Source organism: Chrysiogenes arsenatis DSM 11915 (genome assembly GCF_000469585.1).
Classification (GTDB): domain Bacteria; phylum Chrysiogenota; class Chrysiogenetes; order Chrysiogenales; family Chrysiogenaceae; genus Chrysiogenes; species Chrysiogenes arsenatis.
This window is the reverse complement of record NZ_AWNK01000001.1, coordinates 246,916-266,686: the sequence shown is the minus strand read 5'-3', so window position 1 is coordinate 266,686 and position 19,771 is coordinate 246,916. Positions and strand designations below refer to the sequence as shown.

Annotated in this window: 12 protein-coding genes; 7 read left to right on the top strand and 5 right to left on the bottom strand. The window is 51.2% G+C overall.

Features of this window, described 5'->3' with window-relative positions; genetic code table 11:
- Window positions 1–134: 134 nt before the first annotated feature.
- From P304_RS0101140 to P304_RS0101125, 4 genes are read right to left on the bottom strand one after another with little or no spacing between them, the layout of a single operon-like run.
- Window positions 135–1,556 (bottom strand): efflux transporter outer membrane subunit, encoded by a 1,422-nt coding sequence (locus P304_RS0101140; RefSeq protein ID WP_027389045.1) that lies wholly within the window; start codon window positions 1,554–1,556, stop codon window positions 135–137.
- A 1-nt stretch (window position 1,557) separates the two neighbouring features.
- Entirely contained in the window at window positions 1,558–4,635 is a 3,078-nt protein-coding gene (locus P304_RS0101135; protein ID WP_027389044.1) for an efflux RND transporter permease subunit, read from the bottom strand.
- Window positions 4,636–4,638: 3 nt separating this feature from the next.
- On the bottom strand, window positions 4,639–5,715 hold the full coding sequence (locus tag P304_RS0101130) for an efflux RND transporter periplasmic adaptor subunit (protein WP_034763481.1): 1,077 nt from the start codon (window positions 5,713–5,715) through the stop codon (window positions 4,639–4,641).
- Between the two features lie 38 nt (window positions 5,716–5,753).
- Window positions 5,754–6,323, bottom strand: coding sequence for a TetR/AcrR family transcriptional regulator (locus P304_RS0101125; RefSeq protein WP_027389042.1), 570 nt, complete (start codon window positions 6,321–6,323; stop codon window positions 5,754–5,756).
- Between the two features lie 332 nt (window positions 6,324–6,655).
- On the opposite strand from P304_RS0101125, the gene P304_RS15835 reads away from it, so the two are divergent.
- From P304_RS15835 to P304_RS0101105, 4 genes are all read left to right on the top strand, one after another.
- Complete coding sequence (locus tag P304_RS15835; RefSeq protein ID WP_084417466.1) at window positions 6,656–8,626, top strand: ATP-binding protein; 1,971 nt, start codon at window positions 6,656–6,658, stop codon at window positions 8,624–8,626.
- Window positions 8,623–9,987 carry a sigma-54-dependent transcriptional regulator gene (locus P304_RS0101115; RefSeq protein WP_027389041.1) on the top strand — a complete coding sequence of 455 codons (1,365 nt, stop codon included), beginning with the start codon at window positions 8,623–8,625 and terminating at the stop codon, window positions 9,985–9,987. The genes P304_RS15835 and P304_RS0101115 overlap by 4 nt, the downstream gene beginning before the upstream one ends.
- Before the next feature lie 335 nt (window positions 9,988–10,322).
- On the top strand, window positions 10,323–13,142 hold the full coding sequence (locus P304_RS0101110; protein WP_027389040.1) for an OmcA/MtrC family decaheme c-type cytochrome: 2,820 nt from the start codon (window positions 10,323–10,325) through the stop codon (window positions 13,140–13,142).
- Between the two features lie 83 nt (window positions 13,143–13,225).
- A complete protein-coding gene (locus P304_RS0101105; protein ID WP_027389039.1) occupies window positions 13,226–14,605 on the top strand; it encodes an Ig domain-containing protein in 1,380 nt (459 codons plus the stop codon).
- A 61-nt stretch (window positions 14,606–14,666) separates the two neighbouring features.
- Here P304_RS0101105 and P304_RS0101100 read toward each other — a convergent pair whose 3' ends face one another.
- A complete protein-coding gene (locus tag P304_RS0101100) occupies window positions 14,667–17,264 on the bottom strand; it encodes a PEP/pyruvate-binding domain-containing protein (protein ID WP_027389038.1) in 2,598 nt (865 codons plus the stop codon).
- A gap of 115 nt (window positions 17,265–17,379) precedes the next feature.
- On the opposite strand from P304_RS0101100, the gene amrB reads away from it, so the two are divergent.
- From amrB to amrS, 3 genes are read left to right on the top strand one after another with little or no spacing between them, the layout of a single operon-like run.
- A complete protein-coding gene (gene amrB / locus P304_RS17195; RefSeq protein WP_027389037.1) occupies window positions 17,380–18,204 on the top strand; it encodes an AmmeMemoRadiSam system protein B in 825 nt (274 codons plus the stop codon).
- Window positions 18,197–18,751 (top strand): AmmeMemoRadiSam system protein A, encoded by a 555-nt coding sequence (amrA, locus tag P304_RS17190; RefSeq protein ID WP_027389036.1) that lies wholly within the window; start codon window positions 18,197–18,199, stop codon window positions 18,749–18,751. The genes amrB and amrA overlap by 8 nt, the downstream gene beginning before the upstream one ends.
- Entirely contained in the window at window positions 18,736–19,767 is a 1,032-nt protein-coding gene (gene amrS, locus P304_RS13365; protein WP_051321293.1) for an AmmeMemoRadiSam system radical SAM enzyme, read from the top strand. The genes amrA and amrS overlap by 16 nt, the downstream gene beginning before the upstream one ends.
- The last annotated feature ends 4 nt before the right edge of the window (window positions 19,768–19,771 follow it).

The following is a 19,771-nucleotide window of genomic DNA, read 5'->3' as shown; positions in this document are numbered from 1 at the left end:
AGATTTCTCGCTAACGCTCGAAATGACATATATTCGATGCTAACGGAAGTCAGATTTCTCCTCGCTTTGCTCGTTCGAAATGACAGAGTAATGCCTTGAAAGAGCAACATTTTGAGCGCCCTGAATAGTTACATTTATTTTTCCCATCCTCCACCAAGTGCTTTCACCAGCGCGACACTCGCTTGCAACTGTTGTGCCCGAATCTGCGTGACCGCTCGCTCGTGCGCCAGCGCTGTCCGTTCGCTGTCGATGACTTCCAGATAGCTGATTTGTCCTGCCTGATAGCGGTGTGCCGATAGGGTTGCGGCTTCCTGTGCGGCGCGGAGTGCTTCTTGCTGCGCGGCGTGTTGGCGATCCAGAAAGGCACGGTTTGAGAGTGCGTCTTCAACATCGCGAAAGGCAACGAGCACGCTTTGGCGATAGTTGGCTACCGCTTCGGTGTACGCCGCTTCAGTTTGTTCAAGATTGGCGCTGTTGCGACCGGCGTTAAAAATTGGCAATGTTACGGATGGTCCAAGTGCCCAGACGCGGTTGCCCCAGTCAAACAATCCGTTGAGTTCATCGCTGCTATATCCGGCACTGCCGGTTAAGCGGATCGAAGGGAAAAACGCTGCTTTCGCTACGCCAATGCGGGCATTCGCCGCCATTAACCGTCTTTCGGCGGCAGCTACATCAGGGCGACGTTCCAACAGTTCCGATGGTAATCCGGCCGCTATTACTGGAGCGGCTGGCAATGATGCCTGCCCAGCAAGACGCGACGAACTTGCTACGTTGCCAGTCAAAACCGCCAAGGAGTGTTCGATTTGCGCCCGCTGTCGGCGAACCGCTTCGACTTCGGCACGTGCTGATGCCAACTCGGTTTCCGCGCGCGCGACGTCGAGTCGTGCACTCTGCCCATTGCGATATCGACTTTCAACCAATTGCAGATTCTGCTCGCGCAGTGCTGTCGTCCGTTCCAGAAGCTCAACTTCGGCATCCAGTCCACGCAAGACAAAGTAGTTGCGTGCGACTTCGGCATGTACCGAAAGAAAAAGATTTTCCACATCGGCGGCACTCGCCTGATAGAGCGCCGTGGCTGCTTCGGCACTGCGGCGCACTTTGCCCCAGAGGTCAATTTCGTAGCTCATATCAAACGGCACATTGATAACGGTGCCCATCGTTCCATTGCCTGATGGCGAAAGGGCATCGGAACTACGGCTGCGCCGCGCCGATGGGTCAAAATCAAGGCGCGGCCATTGGTCACTGCCAGCAATGCGCGCTGCAGCACGTGCCTGCTCCAGCCGCGCCAGCGCTCCCTGAATTTCCTGATTTGCGTTACGCGCTTGGAGTTGCAGCTCATTGAGCGTGTTATCGCGATACATTTCCCACCACGCCCCCTTGGGGAGCGCTTCGGCGGGGACTGCCGCTTTCCAACGGCTGTTTTCGGAATATTCCGGTGTGCTGACGGTATCTGGACGTTGATAGTCTGGCCCCAATGTCGCGCATCCGCCCAGAACGGCTATCAGGAGCGTCAAAGAAATGGGACGCCACAGCGTGAGATTTTTTTTGAAATACATCTTAATTCACCCCACGGCCAAGTTCGACTTGGTTGCCTTCATACGCCACAATACGTCTTTTTCGCGAGAGGAGCATGTACGCGGTTGGTACCACGAAGAGGGTAAGAATCGTCCCAAAGCTCATCCCGCCAACGATAACCCAGCCAATCGCCTGGCGGCTTTCCGCGCCCGCACCCGCGGCAAACGCCAGTGGCACGGTGCCGAGCACCATCGCACCCGTGGTCATTAAAATAGGACGTAAGCGCAGCGATGCTGCTTCGATCACTGCTTCGAGCTTCTCTTTGCCATCTTGCCGCAGTTGATTCGAAAATTCGACGATCAAAATTCCGTGCTTCGTGATCAGGCCGATCAGCGTTACTAAGCCGATCTGGCTGTACACATTGAGTGTATTGCCCGTCAACCAGAGTGCCAGCAGCGCGCCAACGATACTGAGCGGAACGGAAAGCATGATGATAAACGGGTCAATAAAGCTTTCAAACTGTGCCGCCAAAACCAGATAGATGAATCCGAGCGCCAAAAGGAACGTAATGTAGAGGCTGGCACTACTCTCTTTAAATTCGCGCGAAGGACCGTCGTAGTCGACAATGGCATTGCCCGGCAGCACCCGTCCGGCAATCCCTTCGAGCTGGTTTAAGGCATCAGAAAGAACAAAGCCCGGCGCGAGGTTGGCTGTGATTTTGGCAGCTCGCAATTGGTTAAAGTGGTTGAGTTCTCTAGGTGCCACTGTCTCCTGTATGGTGACAAGGTTGGCTAGTTGGAGCATATTGCCGGAATTTGTGCGGACAAAGACACTGTTCAGGTCATCAGGCGTGACGCGGTCAGACTCTTCCATTTGCACAATAACGTCGTATTGCTTGCCGTCGCGCTTAAAGCGGGTCACTTGCCGTCCACCCATCATGGATTCGAGCGTCCGTCCGATGGTAGCAACTTCAACGCCACTTTCGAGTGCTTTTTCGCGATCCACTTGCACCGAAATCTGTGGTTTATTCAGCTTTAGATCCGTATCAAGGTTAATGAAGCCCGGCCACTGACGGGCTTCGACCATCACAGAATCAACCATTTTTTGCAATTCCTCATACGACGCCGACGTTTGAATAACAAACTGGATCGGCTGCGAACGGGCATTTTGCCCGAGCGATGGTGGATTGATGGCAAACGACATAATGCCGGGAATGCCACCGAATAGGCGCGGTTGGATCTCCTGTACAATCGCCTGCTGTTTGCGTTCCCGCACATCCCAGTCAGTTAAACCAGAAAACGAAATGATCTGCGAAACAACCGGAAAGCCCGTCACCACAAAGTAGCGTTCAATTTCGGGAACTGAAGCGAACACCTGTTCCATCTGTCGAGCGTATTTGTCAGTAAAGCCAACCGTTGCCCCTTCTGGTGCAATCCCTACGCTGACAATTGTTCCGCGATCTTCCAGCGGCGCAAGTTCCGACTTGAGCACGCTAAAGAACCACCAAGACGAAGCTCCAACCGCTAAGGCCGCCAGCATAACAACGACATTCGCGCGTAACGTGATATTCAAAATACGGCGATAACCATTGGTCATGCCAACCATAAAACCTTCGATGACGTTGTAAAATGTTGAGTGCTTCTTTTCGTGACGCAAAAGGCGCGAACACATCATCGGTGAAAGTGTCAACGCGACAAACCCCGAAATGATTACCGCACCTGCGAGTGTCAACGCAAACTCTCCAAAGAGCCGCCCCGTACGCCCTTCCATAAACCCGATTGGAGCATACACTGCGGCAAGTGTGAGCGTCATAGCGAGGATCGCAAAAGCAATTTCCCGACTTCCTTTAAAAGCCGCCTGGATTGGCTTCATACCAGATTCGATATGGCGATGTATGTTTTCCAGCATAACGATGGCATCGTCAACGACAAGACCAATCGCGAGCACCATCGCCAGCAGGGTTAGCGTGTTAATACTGAACCCGAACGCGTACATAATTCCCAATGAGCCAATCAGCGAAACGGGAATCGTGACCAGCGGAATTAAGGTCGCGCGGAAGCTGCGCAGGAAGAAGAAAATAACCAATATAACCAAGACAACAGCTTCGATGATCGTTGTAAAAACATTTTTGATAGAGCGATCAATAAAGATCGAACTGTCATACGCAATGTTGACCTTCATCCCCTCTGGTAGCGAGGCTTCGATAACAGGAATCATGGCGCGCACTTCATCCGAAATATCAAGCGGGTTGGCCGTTGCCTGACGCACCACGCCGAGTGCAACCGCCGCATTGCCTTTAAAACGGACGACTGTGCGCTCGCTGGCCGCACCAAGTTCCGCCCGTCCGACATCACCAAAGCGCACAGGGTATCCATCCGCACTGCGTAGAATAATCGCCTCAAACTCTTCCGGCGTTTTTAAATCGGTTTCAGAAAGCACGGTAAATTCGCGCATGGTGGATTCAATCCGTCCCGAAGGAATCTCTACGTTTTGCAGCCGCAGCGCTTGTTCGACATCCTGTACTGTCAGCTGGTAAGCGGCCAAACGGTCGCGATCAAGCCACAGGCGCATGGAGTAGCGTCGGTCGCCAAAGATCATGACGTTGGAAACACCATTGATGTTTTGCAAGCGGTCTTTGACATAGCGATCCGCATAGTCGGTGATTTCCAGCGGGGTATGGTTGGCCGAAGAGAACGCCAGATATATGGTTGGTTGCGCATCGGCTTCCACTTTACTGATTACCGGCTCCTTAATTTCGTCGGGGAGCATGGCGCGGACGCGGGAAACGCGGTCACGCACGTCGTTGGCCGCTTCGTCTGGGTCGCGCGTCAGTTTAAACTTAACGGTAATCTGACTCCGCTCTGGGCGTGACATGGAGGTCATGATGTCAATTCCTTCAATGCCTGCCAAGCTCTCTTCAAGTGTTTTGGTGATCTGTGTTTCGATAATTTCTGCTGAGGCACCCTGATAGGTGGTGTCGACATTGACGGTCGGTTCGTCAATTTTTGGATACTCGCGCACAGAAAGGCGGTCGTAACTGATAATCCCGACGAGAATCAGCACTAAGCTCATGACTGTTGCAAGTACTGGGCGCTGGATAGATATGTCAGAAAGTACCACGAGTTATCCCCCGTCTTTTGGCGCAGCAGCAGGAAGCACCATTACGTCGGCTCCTGGTCGCACTTTCAAGTGGCCAGCAGTCATAATAACATCGCCCGCTTGAATCCCTTCCAGTATTTCAACGCCACCTTGACGACGTTGTCCGATTTTGACGGGAGTGACGGCGACCTTGCCGTCAACAACGCGGAACACTAAGTGGGTGTTTCCTTCAGGAACCAGCGCTTCTTCGGGAATCATGATGGCGTTGGCATTGGACGTCAGGAGCAGCGACACGCGGGCAAACATTCCGGGGCGCAACAGGCCATCGTTATTGTCAATTTGAGCACGAAGCGCAATGCTGCGCCCAGCAGTTTCTACCTGCGGATCAATGGCGTACACTTTGCCGCTGAATGAGCGTCCAGAAAGGGCGTCAACGGTAACGTTAATCGTTTGCCCTACACCAATTTTATCGGCGAGCACTTCAGGGACACGGAAATCCACTTTAACTTTGCTGATATCATCCAGCGATACAACGGCTTGTCCGGGCTGAAGGTATCTGCCTACGCTGACTTGGCGCAATCCAAGCACGCCACTGAACGGGGCGTGGATTTGTGTTTTCGCCAGTTGTGCTTCGGCAAGCCGCAGATTGGCTTCGCCCAGTTGCCACTGCGAAAACGCTTCGTCTTTTTCGCGAGCAGAAGTCGCTCGGTCTTTTAAGAGTGCTTCGGAGCGGCGCAGGTTGGCTTCCGCCAGTTTGAGGGTGGCGGATGCGCGATCCCGTTCGGCACTGAGCACAGACTGATCTAAACGAACCAGCAGTTGACCTGCTTTTATTGCTTCACCTTCGCGAAAAGGGAGTTCGGTCACCCGTCCCGGGATTTCGGCGACAATGACAACCGACTCATTGGAGCGGATGGTGCCAATTGCGCTGATGTGGCGTTCAAGAAGTTCGGTGCTTGCGGTAATGGCCTCAACGGGCATTCCTTGGGGCTTAGGTGGCTCCGCGCTGATGGCTGAAGGGGCAAAAGAAAAAAGTGAAATCGCCAGCAATGTTGTCGCAGGGATTTTTGAAAGCAAGGCTTTACGGGGAGAAAACGTCATAATTCTTACCTCAGTTCTTGGTATCTAATGTACATGCCTCAGCGCTTGACAAGTGCATCCCAGCAAGCGAGGACGGTTTCGTTGGCAATATGGTCATTGACTTGAAAGCGACCGCTCAAGTGTTCTTTTGCCAATGCTACAATTGGTCCAAAGGCGATAGACTCCATAACCGGAAGCGGTAGATCTTTGAAAATTCCGCTGTTGCGTGCGGTTTGGAGTAGCAGGCGAATCCGTTCATGATCACCCACTTCCTCTGGCTTATGCTGGGCGTACGGCGAGTAGTAATATTGCTCCATAAAGCGGAACTGGCGTGGTTCGTTGATGAAATGACTGAGTAAGCGCCCGAAAAGTGCAATGAACCGTTCGCGTATCGGCAGCGCATCGTCGATCCCTTGGTTGATTTGTGTACTTATCTTGACGAAAAGCTCCTGGAAAAGCTCTTGGATTAGTTCGTCTTTGCCAGCAAAATAGCGGTAAATCGTCCCTACTCCAACGCCGGCTTTACCGGCAATTTGCGAGATGGGTGTGCCATGAAATCCATTTTCAGAAAAAAGCTCAAGGGCAGATCGAAGTAAGATCTCTCTTTTATTTGGTTTACGGCGTGCCATGGGAAAAACCTCCTTGGTAATCATGAATGAGTGAATGTTCGTTCAGGTTTTTTACGCTTTGCGAGAGATTCTTGTCAAGAGGATCGTTTCATTATTCTCAACTTTTCCACTATTTGAAGGGGTGGCATCTATATTGCCCACAGGAGGCTATAATCTTGTTTTTTTCATCACAAAGACTTGCTTGCAATTCGTTATCACTCGGGGTAACTTTTTTCACTGTTGATCTCCTTTGGCTTGGAGAAACGCTTCTTGAAAAAACAGGCGCATGACACCAGTTGGAGCATATATGAAAAGGGCACGAGTAAGACGGCAAGTATTGATTCCACTGTATTGTGCTTATTGGAGCTTTTATCGTCACGAACTACCGCATACAGTCGCGAGAACATGTCAGCGGGATGGAACATCGCCAGCAAAGAACTCAACATGTTCTAGAAAGTCTTATTACCAGCAGGACAGAATTTCTTATCTCAAGCATTGAATTTATCCGTGAACAAAAACGATTTCAGGATTCGATGGCGACTCTCGACAGAGAGAAGCTATTTGAACATAGCTCCTTGGTTCTTGAGCGCCTGAACCGGCACCAGCAGGTAACGCATTTTTACTACTACGATGTCGATGGCGAGTTATTCCTTCGCGTCTACCAACCGGAAAACACACGAGAATCCACCCCGCGTTATACCCGTGAACATGCCAGAGTTACCAATACCATTATTTCTGGCATGGAGCTTGGCGATTCTGGAACGTTTACCTTGCGCGTGGTTGCCCCCTGGCAAGTAGATGGTAAGATTATCGGATATATTGAGCTTGGTCAGGAAATTGATCCTATCCTCCATGAGCTTGGTGCTATTACGCAAGTAGACTTCGTCCTTGTGCTTTACAAGCAGTTCCTACAGCAGGATAAGTGGGAGCAGGGGATGGAGCTTTTAGGGCGTAGTGCAAAATGGAATTTGCACGAACAGAAAGTGGTTATCGATAAAACACTCTCACTCGATAGTCCCACGCTAAAAATGCTTTTAAATGCACCATCACTTCATCAGCAGCACGGTTTCACGTTCAATAATGCTACCTTTCATTACCGAGCGCGCTCCTTTCCGCTCTGGGATGTGACGGGAAAAGAAGTTGGAGAGTTTATCCTACTAAAGAACACTACTGAAGAAGATACGGCCTTTCGCAACTCGCTTTTTTTTGTGATTGGTTTCAGCCTCCTCCTCTCATCGGCTCTTTTTGTCTTTGCCTACCGCGTACTCGGACGTATAGATGAGCAACTTGTAAAAGCAGAAATTCGACTTCAGCATGAATTTTCCAAACAAAAAGATATGAACCAACAACTCCAACAAGAAGTCGAAGAAAGGCAGCGAGCCGAGTCAGGCATACGGATTCTCAATGAAACACTGGAAACAAAAGTGCAAGAGCGGACACAAGCACTTGATTTACTGAACCAAGACCTTGAGCGCAGCCGCAACGAACTTGATACGGCTTACCGCAATCTCCAAGCCCAACAGGCTACTATTCTTCAACAAGACAAAATGGCGTGTATCGGCCAGCTTGCGGCCGGGGTAGCCCATGACATCAATAGCCCAAATGGGTTTGTCAGCGGAAATTTGGAAATTCTCCGCGAGCACATTCAGAAGATGGCGCACTACAGCGCCGCCCAGAGCGAGATCATCCGCCACTACGCCCCTGCCGAACGACAACACTCCCTGCAACAGCAACACGAGCAGATGAAGATCACCGAAATCTATCAGGATGCAGCTGAACTCATCACAGAGTCGTTGGAGGGAACCGCACAAATCAACCGAACCGTTGTAAACTTAAAAGGCTTTTCCCGCTCCGATGACGGTGCAGCACGCTACACCGATATTCATAACTGCTTAGAAAGCACATTGGCCATTGTCGCCAATGAGCTTCGTTATAAAGCCGAAATCATACGCGAGTACGGTGAACTTCCCTTGCTGTACTGCTATCCCCAACAGCTCAATCAGGTCTTTATGAACCTGCTGATTAACGCATCTCAGGCCATTCAGGAGTGGGGCACTATCTGGATTCGAACCTGGGCGGATGACAGTAAGCTCTACATCGAAATCGAAGACACCGGCAGTGGGATGATCCCTGAACAATTAACCCACATTTTTGAACCGTTTTACACCACAAAGCCCGTCGGAGTCGGCACGGGATTAGGATTAAGTATTGTACAAGAAATAATTACCCGCCACCACGGAACCATTCAGGTCAAAAGCAAAGCAGGCTCAGGGACAACCTTTACGCTCAGTTTTGCCCGTCACAATGAGGATAATCTGCTATGAGCATAACGCCACTTCATATACTCTACGTTGATGATGAAGCCGCCTATCACCGACTCTTTAAGCGCGGGATTCTCAGCGACTCACGATACAAAACCGAAACGGCCACCAACGGAGAGGAAGCCCTCCAACGCATTGCCGACTCTCAAGTGGATGTGGTTATTACCGACATTCGCATGCCTCGCATGAATGGGCTTGCCTTACTCAGCGCCATCCGCGAACAATACCCCGACATTTTTGTTTTGATTGTCACCAGCGTCGACTCCGCTTCCGAAGCGGTACAGGCGTTAAAAGCTGGCGCTTACGATTACATTCTAAAACCACTTGATATGGACATGATCCGCAAGCAACTGGATAAAATCTATCAACACAAACAACTCCTGCAACAAGCCATCACTGCACAGAACGATGAGTTTCGCTTTGAAAATATTGTCGGACGCGATCCTGCCATGTTTAAACTGTATGAACAAATCGACTGCGTTGCGGCAACCGACAGCACCGTATTGATTCATGGCGAAAGCGGAACCGGCAAAGAACTCATCGCCGCCGCCATCCATGCGCGCAGTAACCGCAAAAATCACCCTTTCATCTGCGTCAATTGTGCTGCGTTCACCGACACACTCGTAAGCAGCGCGCTCTTTGGACACGAAAAAGGGGCATTTACCGGAGCACTATCGCGTCATATCGGTCACTTTGAAAGTGCTTCAGGAGGAACTATTTTTCTCGATGAAATCGGCGACATTCCCCAACAAACACAGGTTTCCTTGCTACGAGTGCTGGAACTCGGTAGCTTCTACCGTGTTGGAGGAAACAGTCCAATCAGCGTCGATGTCAGAATTGTTTGTGCCACCAACCGCGATCTAACTCTGGCTATGAAAGAAAAATTTTTTCGCGAAGACCTTTTTTATCGCATCAACGTTGTCTCCCTTACTGCGCCACCACTTCGCACCAGAAAAGCCGATATCCCGTTACTGGCACAGTATTTTCTGGAAAAATTCAATCAGAAAATCGGAAAAGCTATCCCGTGCATTGAGCCTGATGCTTTAGCGCTGCTCACACAGCACGAATGGCCAGGAAATGTGCGTGAGCTTATCAACACCATCGAGCGCGCCGTTGTCTTTTGCAAAGGCTCCTCGATCACCACTGAACACCTCCCCGCAACCCTTCAGGGCACCACTCAAGGGAAAAATACACCGCTTCTCTCACGTCAGGATACTTCGCTCGCCACTATGGAACAGGCACTTATCCTTTCGGTGCTGGAGTCAAAAAGCTGGAACCTCAGTCAGGCGGCTGACGCACTTGGCATCGCACGGGGAACCCTCTATAGCAAAATGGAACGATACGGCATACCGAAACACCTTTGACAGGTGTCGGATATTGAACAACATCGCCATAGGCAGCCTAACATATTATTCTTTAATGTTTTCCTCCCGCACAATCCGATAATGCCGCCCAAAACTGAACAACTCCTTTCGTATTGTCCATGTGTAAGTTATTGTTTTATATCTCATTATACTTCGGCAACATCTTTGCTTTGCATAGCCATGTGTGTTTCGTTTCTCACCTTCTTTATTTCTCTCTGCTTTCCTGCGCTTCCCCCACGGGGGAAGCTTGCTTTTACACGGTGAGACACACATGTACCAATGCACCGCAGTCTGCGGGTTTGGATATGCTTTACAAAGACATGAAGGAGGACAAGATGAGAAAAGCACATGACTTTTGGCGAAAAAACCTCGCCAAGTCACTGGCAATTGCCAGCGTCATTGGAATCACCAGCGGCAGCGCTCTCGCACAGAGCATTACCATTGCCGAAGGATGGAACCTGAAAGGCTCCGCACTCGATGGAGTCAACGTTTCCACCACGTTTAACAACAGCAATATTGCCACCGTATGGGGATGGCAGACGGCAAACCAAAAATGGTCTGCCTATTCACCCAGCACTACCATGAGCAGCAAACTTTCGGCTGCTGGTATTGACTCACTGGCAACCATTAATGCCGGACAAGGATTCTGGATCAACGCCAGCACCAACATTGGAGCGGTGACGTTGAGCGGAACCGCACCATCGTCTGCCAATCTCCAGCTTGCGAAAGGGTGGAACCTAATTTCCCCTATCGGCAAGTCGTTTGTTGCCGCAAGTGAGTTTACCCACCCCACCACCTATGCTTCCGTCTGGAAGTGGTCAAATAACGACTGGGAAACCTATTCACCAAACAGCTCGACAGCTCAACGCCTAAGAGACGCTGGGTTTAGAAAACTCGCTACTATCGCTGAAGGCGAAGGCTTCTGGGTGAATACACTGCATGCGGCTGGAGTAACTCCGCCAATGCCTGCAACCCATAAAGAAATGAGCTTAGCACCAATCCTTCCATCTCGTATAGACACCATCAACGTCATCACAGATGGAACAAAAAAACATGTTGAACTCACCCTCTCCATTGACGACTATCCAAGAGATTCCGTACGTGCCGAATTCACTATGGCAATGTGGGATAATGACAAAAAAACTTGGGTCAGCATGTTGCAGCAATCCGTTGGAACCCCACCAGCACAAACACGTGTTATCCGTGGTGGCAACCTCCGTCTTGAGGGAGCAACAGCTATAAAGAGAAATAATGGCGTCTTTAGTGCTATTCTTGTAGGAGCAGGAAGTAACTATGGTGGAGCAAACCCAATTGACTTCAGCAATGGACCAGTGTGGAACACTGCGGCAAGCGCCAACATTGATTCGTATGCTTCAACAGATAGCGCAGATTACCGCAGCTATGTCCAAGGCATCATGAACAATATCAATGCCTACTCATGGAACAATAACACCGTTTATCGGGTTGCCGTAACAAGTCGCACAAATGCAGATCAACCTGAGCGGTTTAATGCACTGGCCTACTTTAAGGGTGACGGGACAGTGGTAAATGATCCAGCCGCTGCAGGTGTGCGCGTGATCGATATGGCATCATGTACCAAATGCCATGGCGAACGGATGAACCTGCGTGCACATGGAGCGCAACGCCATGACCCAAATGTCTGCACAAACTGTCACAACAACTTCACCTTTGATCGCTCAGCCTCGAGCAAAACAGCGGGAGGATGGGCGAGCCTGAGCATGACCACCATCGCTCATAAAATCCACGCTGGCATCCCTGGATATACGGTTGACGGTAAACCATTCGAACAAGTGCGCTTCCCTGACCATACATTCCGCCGCAATCAACAATCGGTAGGAGATGGATACAAGCAGCAAACAAAGAATTGCGTTGCGTGCCATATCGGTGATGTGCCAGCAGTCAATACGTCATGGAATACCGTGTCAGTTAACGCCTGTGCAACATGCCATACTCCTGAAAACCTTAAGAGCAGAGCTGATGCAAAATTCTCATTTCACGATAATGCTTTCAACTCAACCCTTGCAAACAGCTGTACAGGCTGCCACGATGGAGCGACAGCGAAAACAGCCGCAGGCTATCATGGCGTAGACAGTGCCGTCACACTCACCAAACTCCGCAACAGGTATGTTTTTGATGTTATCCGCGTGAAAAATCCGGTAGCAGGCGAAACCGCGGAAGTCGAGTGGGGTATCAAGGACACCCAAACCGGAAACTACCTCAATCTCATGACAGCCCAATATGACACTACCGATGCAGTCCGAGTTGGTATCGGCTGGGGTAATGGCAATGACTGGGTAAATGACGGGTTCAACAAACGCACAAATGGTGCCGACGGCGACACCTTTTATGTAAGCGCCTTTGGCAACAGCACACTGAATGCGGACAGCACCAAAGCGATTACCAGTATTGCCAACATCCCAACGACGGCTACCGCAGGACGTAATGGCTACGTGGCAGTCTATATGGGAAGCGAAGATACCGCAAAAAGGCTTACTGTAGGCACGACCTCTGGCGTGCAACTGAATACCATCACACGTACTTTCACCTTAGCCAAAAGCGATATCACAACACTTGGAGAGCGCCGCAAAGTCGTCGATATTGCTAAGTGTAATGATTGCCACGGCTCGACTGGTCGCCATGGAACCTTCGCCAACAATGACATCAACGGCTGTGTCTCGTGCCACAATGCAGGTTCACTCAGCCGTAGTGGTAGCATTATACAAGGAACCGTCGACATGATGTACCTCATGCATGCGATTCACTCGATTGGCGAAAAGCGCGGCGAGTTCATCCGCCGTTATGCAGCATCGAACTATGCAGGCCATACACAGCCGAACAGCATCCTTGACTGTACCGCCTGTCACGTCAACGACAGTCATAAATTTCCGATTGACTTTGCCAAGCGCGCGGGTGTTTATGCCGATAGTCCAGATAGTGGAGTGAATGCACCAATGGCATCAGTATGCTACTCATGTCACCAGAACACTGCCGACACCACTGCCAATACTGGCTTAAAAACACACATGAGCCGTTTGGGTCTGAACACAAACATGTTTGGTACCGGCACGCACAAAGGGTATTTCGATAACCCTGAAGGCGAAACCTCATGTATCTCCTGCCATTTTAAGAACTAACAGAAAATGCCTTTCTGCGCTTCCTTCCTTGGAGGGAAGCGCTTTTCCGTTGGCACATTCCGTGAAATAACGAGGAGAAAACAATGAGTAGAAAATTTCTGGTATTTATGACAGCACTGGCGCTTGGTGGTGCTGCGTTCGTCACCGGTTGCGGTGGTGGGGGCAGCGGCGGTGGAACGCCACCGGTAGCCACAAGTTCTATATCCGGCGTAGTCGTTGATGGCTATATTTCCGGTGCAAAAGTTAAGGTTGAAGGCAGCAGCATTGAGGTGACAACCAATGATAGTGGCGAATACATACTGGCGGACGTCACATTGAATAGCGTTATCGTAGCGGATATATCATCTTCTAGTGATGTCGGATCTCTAGAAGCTGGAGTGCCTTTTAACTTGAAAACGAGGTATGAAGGTTCTGATGACACCGGCGAAATGAACCTGAGCCCGCTAACGACAGCATATATCTATACTCCTGAGGTGTTTGCTAACACACCCATGTTAAAAGATAATTTTAAAAAGCTCGACCCGGTGACAAACGCGAGTGCAAGAAAAGCAGCACAACAACTGCAAGCTGTTGCTAAAATGCTTAAAGCGGTTGGCGTTACAGATACAAGCGTCGCTTATGGAGCTCAGGCAACAGTATGGGCGAACAAAAACATTCTGAGTGACAGTTTTGATAGTGATGACGCGAAGGTTGTCGCAACCTTGATTACCAATAATAGCACCCTGGCAGACAGCATTGAGAAAGCAGCTCCGGCTATTGCTGCCTTGACGAATGTTATTGCTACATTAAACGCTGATAGCGTTGATCAAAGAGCAGTAGAAGTTGTTACCCGTGTTCTTGCAAAGAAAGCGGTTGCCGGCGACACTGTCGACCCTGCTTTGGTAACCAACGTGTATGCCAATGCGCAATCAGTCGTAAGCGTGATTGCGTCGCTCGAAATTGGTAGGCAAAAAGCTGCCGCTTTTAGTGAAACAGAATGGAATGCCATTATGATTGCGACAGATACCTCTGAAGCAATTAGCGACACGTCAGATCTGAAGAACAGCATCGAGTCGAGCATCAACTTTGCTCCTATCTTTACCGCTCCAGCAACACAACCGTTGACCGTTGGTGTGCCGTACACACTTTCTCTTACAACGTACTTCAGTGATACCAATGATACGCTGGAATTTCGTGCTGCTAACCTGCCGAACTGGCTAACCATCAATCAAACATCTGGTGCGGTCAGTGGGATACCAGAGGCTATTCATATTGGCTCTTTCACCGTCACGTTCACGGCAATCGACTCCAAAAGCGCCAGCTCAAACGGTCAGATTACCTTTACGGTGTCAGCAGCCTCAGATATAATCATTGAAACACCGCCCGCACCGGGAACTGGCGCAAACACTCCTGATGGTGTGCAAACTCCGCCAGAAATCCCCAACACAAATATCGAAACACCACCGGCTCCTACAACACTCTAACCCTTAAACCAGTAATGTATTTATTTATGTAGGGGCAGACCTTTGTGTCTGCCCTGCGTCTTTATTCGTTTACAAAGCAAAGTATCTGCTGCGACAGCACATCGGCGCGCAAGCAAAGCTCTTTGGAAAGCGAGCTGACTTTGATCACATTTTCATACCCTCGCGCCCGTGGTACCAGACCTTCTAAGTCGTTCGGCAAGGCTTGAAACCACTCTTCGCGCAACAGCACTCCCGCACGATCAGGGAAAATGGCGATATAAAAAATTTCATTTTCTACCAAGTCCTGAAAGAAATGGGTGCCGAACGAAAGTTCGGGGACAAATCCACCGCGCGACCAGCCCACTTCGGCCAGAACCGACATATTGTTGATTTCGGCAAAATTCACCGGAACGCCTAGCGCGGGTGTGCTCGTTCCCCAGCGCCCTGGGCCGATCAACAAGGTTGGTTCTTCGGTGCGGTCGGTGTTCATGTTGATTTCGCCGATAATCTTAGCGACTTCATGTTTTCCCGCCAAAGAAAGTTCGTGATAGCCCGGCGCGTTGACCAAAATGATGCGGCGAATGGGCTGAATCAGGCTGCCGCCGACAAATCCTCCGTGTTGCTTCAGGATGATGTGTTCTTCGACGATATCGTCGGGAATTTCTACTTTCTGACCGATTTTGCGCGTCTGCAACGGGCGACACTGCACGATATTCAGGCAGTAACTCCCGTCGTCACGAAAGTTCAGGGTGAACTCGATATCAACCGGATAATCGTACACTCGATCAAGGGTTTGTAAGAGTTTCTGCATCCGCTCGGCAAAATCGGTTTGTTCAAACAAAATATCAAACGTGGGAATCCAACTGATATGTGTCCGGCTCAATTTGCCGCGATGGGTAATTTCGCGCCGTTCGTGCAGCGCAACGCGCGCCAGCACCCGTTCGATATCTTCGCCCATCAGCGAGTTGAGCGGAATGGTCGTGAGGGTGTTGGCGTTTAGGTCGAGCACATCAACATCTTTTTGCGCAAAGCGGCGCGTGTCGTCGCCATCGTGATACGGCTTTTTGCGCGGGTGATCGAGTGCCACAATCCGCGCATAATCACCTTCGGCACGATCAACGGCGCGGGTGCCGAGACCCACCACAAGGCGCAACATCCCGGCATGGGGATCCATGGAACTATCCCAAACAAAGGTGTTATAGGAAATTCCCACGCCAGCAACGTCGGGGAAATAATAATGATTGCGGTAGGAGCCGATGACCCGCTGCACGAGCAAGCCCATCTGTTCGTCTTGTTCCGCCAAACCGCGCTGACGGCGGTAGACCAGCGCATCTTTGCCAATGGTACTGACGAAAATCCGCCGCACAATGTCTTCAAAATGTTCCAAACGCTCTTCGGGGGTAATCTCTTGGTTGGCGAGGAAAAAGCTGTCGTATTTTCCCGCGAAAGCGTTCCCAAAGCCATCTTCGAGCAAGCTCGAAGAGCGGACGATAATCGGATATTGGCCATAATAATCGAGCATATTTTCAAATTCCTGCCGGATGGCGCTCGGAAAGTGGCCGTGCAAAATGCGCGAGCGGAGCTGCTGGGCGGCAAAACTGCCATGCTGTTCGCTCTCCTTATGCTCCATAAAGAGGTTCCAGCAGTCGTTATGGATCAAATACCAGTAATAGAGGTTGGAACCAATATAGTACGAATCGTGCGGTTCCAGCACATCTTCCCAGTATTCAGGCTCGGTAGCGTGCAAAATACGTCTTGCCAGCAGCATGCCCGTAGATTTCCCGCCAATATACCCAGTGCCGACCATGCGCCGTTTGATTTCTAGCAGATCGGTTAACGAAAAGTACGTTTCGGCCAATTGCAATACCCGCTCATCTTTCCCCATCAAATGGCGACAGAGGTGACGCACCATATCCTTTTGTTCGCGCGGTGATGCACCGGAGGCAAACAGCTCTTCCGCCTGCAAAAAGAGCCGCTGCCAATGATCGAGTTGCCGCACAATCGCGCCCCCTTCGCGCGGCATAAAGCTGCTCATCAGTGCCGTTGCCTCGTAACTGCGTGCCATCGGGACGAATTTTTCATCCTCTTCGCGGTGTGGCAAAAACATTGTTGGTGAATTGCGGGCGTACACTTTCAAAGGGTGCACATAGTAATGGTCTTCGTGACGGTAAAAACTCAGAAAAAGCTGAGTTGTTTTGCGAATACGCTGAATCGTTTCGAGGCTGTGATGCTGATTGCGCAAGGAAAAATACGCCACCGTATCGAGCGAAAGTAAGTACGGGCAGGTGATTTGAAAAAAGTTGGCCACCATGTAGTCGGTCGCCCACGCAGACACAAGGTCGGAAAGGCAATCGAACACGTACATGACGCCGCGCCCTCGTGTCGAAAGGATGCGATGCACGGTGCTGGCAAACGGCTCAAAACCGAGGCGGGGATTGAGGTCGACAACTTCGACGCCAGCGAGCGCAGGATCAATTACGGGGTGATGCGCCCCAAAACGGAGGTACACCACGCGCCGTTTTTCGGCGAGTGCCTGATGCACAAAGGGGGTGACGACTCGCTGGTAACTTTCAAGGGAGTCGACTTTCCACACCACGTTATCGCCAAGGCGGAGTGAATCAAGTATCGCGTCAAGGCCGCTGAGACCCGTTGAAATTTTTTCTCTTTTGGCATAGCTCATGGTACTCTCCACGCGTGACACAGTCAGAACTTTTCGCCAAAACATATCATGAATTTCACGTGCAGGACAAAGAGAGTAAGGTTTTTGAAAGAGAATAAACCTTCTGGAGGTTTCTATGCCACACGATGCCACCTCAGCGTCATCCACTCGCCCCGCCGCCGTTGCCGGTCTTTTTTATCCTGAACAGCGCGACACCTTAACCGAAACGATTGAGCACTTCTTGGTGCCAACCAAACAACACCCCGCCCTTGCACACGCCAAAGCGTTCATTATTCCGCATGCGGGATATATCTATTCCGCGCCCGTGGCGGCTCCGGCCTATTCGATTATTGCCGCCAATGCCAGCACGATTCGGCGCGTCGTGCTGCTTGGCCCGTGCCACCGCGTTGCCGTGCGGGGAATGGCCGTGCCAAGTACCGCCAATTTTGCCACGCCGCTGGGCAATGTTTCGCTCGATCAGGCAGCAATAGCACAACTGCACGGTTTGCCGTCCGTTACTATTCATGATGGCGCCCACGCTGAAGAGCACTCGCTGGAAGTGCATCTGCCCTTTTTACAAACGATTTTGCCCAGTTTCACCCTGATCCCTTTGGCGGTGGGAGATACCACCGCAACGGAAATTGCGGAAGTGTTGGAACGGCTGTGGGGTGGCGAGGATACCATTATCATTATTAGCTCTGATCTTTCCCATTTCATGCCGTATACCGCCGCGCAAAATATTGATAGCGCTTCGGTGAACGATATTTTGCGGCTGATTCCGCTGACCGATTACCAACAGGCGTGTGGGGCACTGCCGATTAACGGCTTACTAGAGGTCGCGCGCCAACGGAAACTGACGCCGCACCTGCTCGATCTGCGCAATTCTGGGGATACCGCTGGCGACCGCACACGCGTCGTGGGATATGCCAGCATCGCATTTACGGAGGCCGAACATGCGTGAAAACACTGAAGCCTTAGGAGCCGTTTTGCTGACTCGTGCGCGCAACGCCATCGCCGCCGCGCTGGGTCAATCGTGCCTGGACGAAGATGATCATCCCGCCCTCCATGAGCCGGGAGCAACCTTTGTCACACTGACAATGGCCGGTGAACTGCGTGGGTGCATTGGTTCGCTCGAAGCGTGGCGCTTGCTTGGCGACGATGTGCGCGAAAATGCTCGCGCGGCGGCCTTCAGCGATCCGCGTTTTGAGCCTTTGACCGAGCAGGAATTTGCCGAAGTGCGCGTTGAAGTATCGCTCTTAACTCCCGCCGAGCCTTTCCCTGTTCAAGATGAAGCGGACGCGCTTAGGCAACTGCGACCACACGTTGATGGGGTAATTTTCACCTGCCGCAATCGGCGCAGCACCTTTTTGCCACAGGTTTGGGAAAGCCTCGCGACACCAGAGCTTTTCCTGAGTCATCTGAAACAAAAAGCGGGGTTTCCGCCTCATTTTTGGTCGCCCGAAGTGAAGCTCTACCGCTACGGGGTGCAAAAATGGAAAGAACAATAGATCATGCTCCAGCACGTTGGTGGCATGCGGTGGCGGACGGGAGCATTCAGTGCGACCTCTGTCCGCATGGCTGCACGCTTCGCGAAGGGCAGCGGGGCGCTTGTTTTGTGCGGGCGAATCTGCAAGGAGCCATGTCGCTTACCACCTATGGGCGCAGTTCCGGCTTTGCCATCGACCCGATCGAAAAAAAGCCGCTCTACCATTTCTATCCTGGGTCGCAAATCCTTTCATTTGGCACCGCGGGGTGTAACCTGAGTTGCCGGTTTTGCCAGAATTGGCAGCTCTCCCACGCGCAGAGTATGGACACCGTGCAGGAAAGCGCTCCACCACAGGCGATTGCCCAGGCGGCAAAACGCTCCGGCGCACAAAGCGTGGCATTTACCTACAACGATCCGGTGATTTTTGCTGAATATGCGATGGATACCGCCGATGCCTGTCATGCGCTGGGGATACACACCGTCGCCGTGACGGCGGGCTTTATGAATCTTACTCCAGCGCGCGAGTTTTTTTCCCGCATGGATGGCGCGAATATCGACCTGAAAAGCTTTCGCGATGAGTTTTATGTTCGCTGGTGTCGCGCACGTCTCCAGCCGGTACTCGACCTGATTGCGATGGTACGCCATGAAACGTCGTGCTGGCTGGAGCTGACAACGTTGTTGATTCCGGGCTTAAATGATACGACCGAAGAGATTACCGCGATGGCGCAATGGTGTTATCGGGAACTCGGCCCTGATGTGCCACTCCATTTTTCGGCATTTTTTCCAACACACCAATTGCAAGACGTTGTGGCCACTCCGGTGCAAACGCTTGTACGGGCGCGCAAAATCGCACTGGACGCTGGTATGCACTACGTGTATGTAGGGAATGTCAGTGATAGGGATGGCGAATCCACGTGGTGTTCCGGCTGTGGTGCGCGACTGATCGACCGTCACCGTTATACGATTCTGGGAATCAACGTAGAGGCAGATGGCACATGTGGTGCATGCGGAACGGTTCTTGCGGGGAGATTTGGGTGATGTG

What these genes read in the sequence shown, in the direction of transcription:
- P304_RS0101125 (WP_027389042.1), bottom strand. Translation starts at nt 6,323, where the DNA reads ATGGCACGCCGTAAACCAAATAAAAGAGAGATCTTACTTCGATCTGCC.
- amrS (WP_051321293.1), top strand. Translation starts at nt 18,736, where the DNA reads ATGGAAAGAACAATAGATCATGCTCCAGCACGTTGGTGGCATGCGGTG.
- amrB (WP_027389037.1), top strand. Translation starts at nt 17,380, where the DNA reads ATGCCACACGATGCCACCTCAGCGTCATCCACTCGCCCCGCCGCCGTT.
- P304_RS0101110 (WP_027389040.1), top strand. Translation starts at nt 10,323, where the DNA reads ATGAGAAAAGCACATGACTTTTGGCGAAAAAACCTCGCCAAGTCACTG.
- amrA (WP_027389036.1), top strand. Translation starts at nt 18,197, where the DNA reads ATGCGTGAAAACACTGAAGCCTTAGGAGCCGTTTTGCTGACTCGTGCG.
- P304_RS0101130 (WP_034763481.1), bottom strand. Translation starts at nt 5,715, where the DNA reads ATGACGTTTTCTCCCCGTAAAGCCTTGCTTTCAAAAATCCCTGCGACA.
- P304_RS0101115 (WP_027389041.1), top strand. Translation starts at nt 8,623, where the DNA reads ATGAGCATAACGCCACTTCATATACTCTACGTTGATGATGAAGCCGCC.
- P304_RS0101105 (WP_027389039.1), top strand. Translation starts at nt 13,226, where the DNA reads ATGAGTAGAAAATTTCTGGTATTTATGACAGCACTGGCGCTTGGTGGT.
- P304_RS0101100 (WP_027389038.1), bottom strand. Translation starts at nt 17,264, where the DNA reads ATGAGCTATGCCAAAAGAGAAAAAATTTCAACGGGTCTCAGCGGCCTT.
- P304_RS0101140 (WP_027389045.1), bottom strand. Translation starts at nt 1,556, where the DNA reads ATGTATTTCAAAAAAAATCTCACGCTGTGGCGTCCCATTTCTTTGACG.